We start from the raw sequence: 4,892 nt of genomic DNA on the forward strand, positions 1-4,892 counted from the left end.
CTCGTGTTCACCGCACTGTTCTCGGCCGGGATCATCAGCGTCTTCGTGGCGCTCGGGGCCTCGGCCTCACTGGCCGGGCAGCTGCTGCGCGACTGGTTCGAGCCGCTGCGCTGGCTGGCGGCGGGGGTCATCACCCTGATGGGGCTGCATTTCATGGGCGTGCTGCCGATCGGGCTGCTCTACCGGCAGCTTCGGCTGGACCGCGGCGCGGGGCCCGTGGGCGAGGTCGGCCTCGCGGGGGCCTTCGTCATGGGCCTCGCCTTCGCCTTTGGCTGGACACCCTGCGTCGGACCGGTGCTGGGCGTGATCCTGTTCACCGCGGGCAGCCTGCAGACCGCCGCGGAGGGGGCATGGCTGCTTCTGGCCTACGGCATGGGCATGACCTTGCCTTTCCTTCTGGCGGCGGTCTTCATCGCGCCCTTCACGCGGCTCGTGCAGCGGTTTCGCAAGCATCTGGGCCTCGTCGAAACGCTGACCGGCGTGCTGCTCGTGACCTTCGGCCTGCTGATCGCCACCAACTCGGTGAACCTGATCGCGCAATGGATGCTCGATACCTTTCCGGCGTTCTCCCGCTTCGGGTGATCCGCAGCCGGAAGGGCCCGAGTCGTCGCGCCGGAGTGTCCCGACCCCTCCTTGGGGCCGCGCGACCCCGATCGCGCTTCGCGGCCCGGAAGGCCGGAAAACCGGCTCCCGACCGAGGCTTCGTCGCCGTCCCGCCACTCCGTATTCAATAAATCAAATATGATGTTGATTAGAACATATGGACCACGTTAACGTGTCCTCGGAGGACATAATGCCGCAGGGAGGACACATGTCGCGACAATTCACCCTCGCCGTCGCGCTGGCACTGGCCGGCTCGGTCGTGCAGGCCGAGGTCGTGGCGCCGCAGGAGGTCGCCTACGGCGAATACCGCGCCATCGAGACATCGCTGTCCGGCGCGCCGGGCGATCCCGAGGCCGGTGCGGAGGTCATGACCACGCGGGGCCTGGGCAATTGCGTCGCCTGTCACGCGGTCGGCGCGCTCGACGAGGTGCCGTTCCACGGCGAGGTCGGCCCGCCGCTCGACGGCGTCGCCGACCGTTGGACCGAGCCCGACCTGCGCGGGATCGTGGCCAATGCCAAGATGACCTTCCCCGGCTCGATCATGCCGGCCTTCTACAAGACCACGGGCTTCATCCGTCCCGGCGACGGCTTCACCGGCAAGGCCGCCGAGGAGCCGCTCGAGCCGCTGCTGACCGCTCAGCAGATCGAGGATGTGGTGGCCTATCTGATGACGCTGCGCGACGAGTGACGCGCGGCAGGAGAGGAGAGAGATGAAGTTTTCACGCAGACAGAGCCTTGCCGTGCTGGCGGGCAGCGGGCTCGCGGTGATGCTGGGCGGGCGCGCTGCCTTCGCCACGCCGACCGAGGAGCTGATCGCCGAATTCACCGGCGGGGCCGAAATCACCGGTGAGGGGCTGAGCCTGACCGCGCCCGAGATCGCCGAGAACGGCAACACCGTGCCGGTCGAGGTCGAGGCCCCCGGTGCCGAGGCGATCATGCTGCTGGCCACCGGCAACCCCAACCCCGACGTGGGCGTGTTCCATTTCGGCCCGCTCGCGGGCGCGCAGATGGCCTCCACCCGGATCCGTCTCGCCGGCACGCAGGAGGTCGTCGCCATCGCCAAGATGTCCGACGGCAGCTTCGCGCGCGCCGCGCAGGAGGTGAAGGTGACCATCGGCGGCTGCGGCGGCTGAGTTCGGGACAAGGAGCAAGAGACATGGCAGAAAACGTCACACCCCGCGTCCGCGTCCCCAAAGAGGCGACGGCAGGCGAGGTCATCACCATCAAGACCCTGATCAGCCACCCGATGGAATCGGGCCAGCGCAAGGACAAGGAGGGCAACCTCATCCCGCGCTCGATCATCAACCACTTCACCTGCAGCTTCAACGGCGAGACCGTGATCGAGGTGGCGATGGAGCCCGCGATCTCGACCAACCCGTATTTCGAGTTCCAGGCCAAGGTACCCGAGAGTGGCACCTTCACCTTCACCTGGATCGACGATGACGGCTCGACCTACGAGGAAACCAAGGAGATCGCCGTCGCCTGACGGGATCCCCAGGAGAGGGCAAGGGAGGAGACCTTGATGAGACAGACGCTGAGGACCGGCGCCGCATGGGCGGCGCTCGGGCTGGCCGGGTCGGCCGCCCTTGCCCCCGTCGCGACGGCGCAGGAGGCCAACCTCGTCATCAATGACGAGATCGAGATCGTGACGAAGGCGCCCGCGCCCGAGCACATGGACTACGTCCGCGAGATCTTCTCGGGGTGGGAATACCGCTCCCGCGAGACGCAGGACCTGCAGATGGACGATTTCGAGAACCCCGGCATGATCGGCGTCGACAACGCCCGCGCCGATTTCGACACCGCGCTCGGAGATGGCGAGGAGTCCTGCGCCTCCTGCCACGAGAGCCCCGAGGCGCTGGAGGGCGTGCGCGCCGTCTATCCCAAGTGGGACGAGGCCAAGGGCGAGGTGCAGACGCTCGAGATGCAGGTCAACGAATGCGTGACCGAGCGGGCGGGCGCCGAGCCTTGGGACTATACCGGGCAGCGTATGACCGAGATGGTCGCGCTGATCTCCTCGGTCTCGCGCGGCATGCCGGTCGACGTGGCGATCGACGGCCCGGCCGAGGAGACATGGGAGCAGGGCAAGGAGATATACTACACCCGCTACGGCCAGCTCGAACTAGCCTGCGCGAATTGCCACGAGGACAATTACGACAACATGATCCGGGCCGACCACCTGAGCCAGGGCCAGATCAACGGCTTTCCGACCTACCGGCTCAAGAACGGCAAGCTCAACACCGTGCATGACCGGTTCAAGGGCTGCGTGCGCGATACCCGCGCCGAGACCTTCAGCCCCGGCAGCCCGGAGTTCGTGGCGCTTGAGCTTTACGTCGCCTCGCGCGGCAACGGCCTTTCGGTCGAAGGCCCCTCGGTCCGCAACTGACTAGAACGCCCCGCCCGGCCTTGGCCCGGCGGGGCGTTTTCGCCAAAACATATTCAATAATACGCATCTGATGACAGGGAACTGCCCATGATCGCCCGCCGCCACTTTCTTCAGGCCGGTCTCACCGCCTCCGCGCTCTGGGGCGCCTCGGGGTTCGGCAACTGGTCGCGGCTCGCCGCGCAGCAAAGGCTCAGCCAGGACGACCTGATCGGCAGCGGCGGTCCGGGCGCGCTGACGCTGATCCACATCACCGACATCCACGCCCAGTCCCAGCCGATCTGGTTCCGCGAGCCGGAGATCAACCTCGGCGTCGGCGCGGCGCGGGGCCATGTGCCGCATGTCACCGGCGCCGCCTTTCGCAAGCTCTACGGCATCGAGGACGGATCGCCGCTCGATTACGCGCTGACCTATGACGACTTTGTCGCATTGGGCCGCGAATACGGGCGCATGGGCGGGCTCGACCGGATCGCCACGGTGGTCAAGGCGATCAGGTCCGAGCGGCCCGACGCGATCCTGCTCGACGGCGGCGACACATGGCAGGGCTCCCTGCCCGCGCTCAGGACCCAGGGCGCCGACATGGTGCGCCTGTTCAACGCGCTCGGCACGGAGGCGATGACCTCGCATTGGGAATTCACGCTGGGCATCGACCGGGTCACCGAGATCATCGAAAACGAGCTCGACCCCGCCTTCCTCGGCGCCAACATCTTCGACGCGATGTGGGACGAGCCGGCCTATGAGCCGATGAAGATGTTCGAGCGCGCCGGCACCTCGGTCGCGGTAATCGGTCAGGCCTTCCCCTACCTGCCGATCGCTAACCCGAGCTGGATGTTCCCCGATCTGAGCTTCGGCGTGCGGCAGGAGCGCATGGCAGAGGTGGTGCGACAGGCCTGCGACGCCGGGGCCGAGGTGGTCGTGGTGCTGTCGCACAACGGCTTCGACGTCGATCGCAAGATGGCGGCCGAGGTGCCGGGGATCGATGTGATCCTCACCGGCCACACCCATGACGCCCTGCCCGAGCCGGTGCGCATCGGCGACACGCATCTCATCGCCTCCGGAAGCCATGGCAAGTTCGTCTCCCGCGTCGATCTCGACGTCGAGGGCGGCGCGCTCAAGGGGCTGACGCACCGCCTCATCCCGATCTTCTCTGACGTGATCGCGCCCGATGCGGAGATGACGGCGCTGGTCGAGGAGACGCGCGCGCCCTTCGAGGCGGAGATGTCCGAGGTGCTGGGCACGACGGACTCGCTCCTTTACCGGCGCGGCAATTTCAACGGCACATGGGATGACCTGATCTGCAACGCGCTGATCTCCGAGCGCGAGGCCGACATCGCGCTTTCGCCCGGCTTCCGCTGGGGGGCCTCCCTGATGCCCGGTCAGGAGATCACCCGCGAGGACGTCTTCAACTCTACCGCCATGAGCTACCCCGAGGCCTACCGCTCGGAGATGACCGGCGAGACGCTGAAGCTCATCCTCGAGGACGTGGCCGACAACCTGTTCAACCCCGACCCCTATTATCAGCAGGGCGGCGACATGGTCCGCGTCGGCGGCATGGGCTATCGGATCGACATCGCGCAGCCCCAAGGCAGCCGGGTGACCGAGATGACGCATCTTGCCTCGGGCGAGGCGATCGATCCGTCGAAGAGCTATGTCGTCGCGGGCTGGGCCAGCGTCAACGAGGGCACCGAAGGCCCGCCGATCTGGGATGTGGTCGAAAGCCACATCCGCAATCAGGGCACCGTTTCCATCGATCCCAACACAAGCGTCGACGTGGTGGCCGGATGAGCCGCCCTGCCGACATGGACGACAAGAGGACTCCGAGCATGAGCAAAGATCCCGCCCCCTCGCGGCGCGGCTTCCTGACCGGCGCGCTGGCCGCCGGCGGCGCGCTGGCCGGCAGCCGCGTGGC

The 4,892-nt window shown here is 67.2% G+C and carries 6 protein-coding genes; all 6 read left to right on the top strand.

Features of this window, described 5'->3' with window-relative positions:
- Positions 1-582: cytochrome c biogenesis CcdA family protein (locus NHG85_RS01995; protein ID WP_253329301.1), on the top strand; the 582-nt coding region annotated here is incomplete at its 5' end.
- 229 nt (positions 583-811) lie between these two features.
- On the top strand, positions 812-1,291 hold the full coding sequence (gene soxX, locus NHG85_RS02000; protein ID WP_253329303.1) for a sulfur oxidation c-type cytochrome SoxX: 480 nt from the start codon (positions 812-814) through the stop codon (positions 1,289-1,291).
- 22 nt (positions 1,292-1,313) lie between these two features.
- On the top strand, positions 1,314-1,736 hold the full coding sequence (gene soxY, locus NHG85_RS02005; protein ID WP_253329305.1) for a thiosulfate oxidation carrier protein SoxY: 423 nt from the start codon (positions 1,314-1,316) through the stop codon (positions 1,734-1,736).
- A 23-nt stretch (positions 1,737-1,759) separates the two neighbouring features.
- A complete protein-coding gene (soxZ, locus tag NHG85_RS02010; protein WP_253329307.1) occupies positions 1,760-2,089 on the top strand; it encodes a thiosulfate oxidation carrier complex protein SoxZ in 330 nt (109 codons plus the stop codon).
- A gap of 36 nt (positions 2,090-2,125) precedes the next feature.
- The gene (gene soxA / locus NHG85_RS02015; protein ID WP_253329309.1) at positions 2,126-2,986 is read left to right on the top strand and encodes a sulfur oxidation c-type cytochrome SoxA; all 861 of its coding nucleotides are present in this window, start codon (positions 2,126-2,128) and stop codon (positions 2,984-2,986) included.
- Positions 2,987-3,073: 87 nt separating this feature from the next.
- Positions 3,074-4,768: a thiosulfohydrolase SoxB gene (soxB, locus tag NHG85_RS02020; RefSeq protein ID WP_253329311.1), complete on the top strand. Its 1,695-nt coding sequence runs from the start codon at positions 3,074-3,076 to the stop codon at positions 4,766-4,768.
- The last annotated feature ends 124 nt before the right edge of the window (positions 4,769-4,892 follow it).

Source organism: Limimaricola litoreus, assembly GCF_024159025.1.
Taxonomy (GTDB): domain Bacteria; phylum Pseudomonadota; class Alphaproteobacteria; order Rhodobacterales; family Rhodobacteraceae; genus Limimaricola; species Limimaricola litoreus.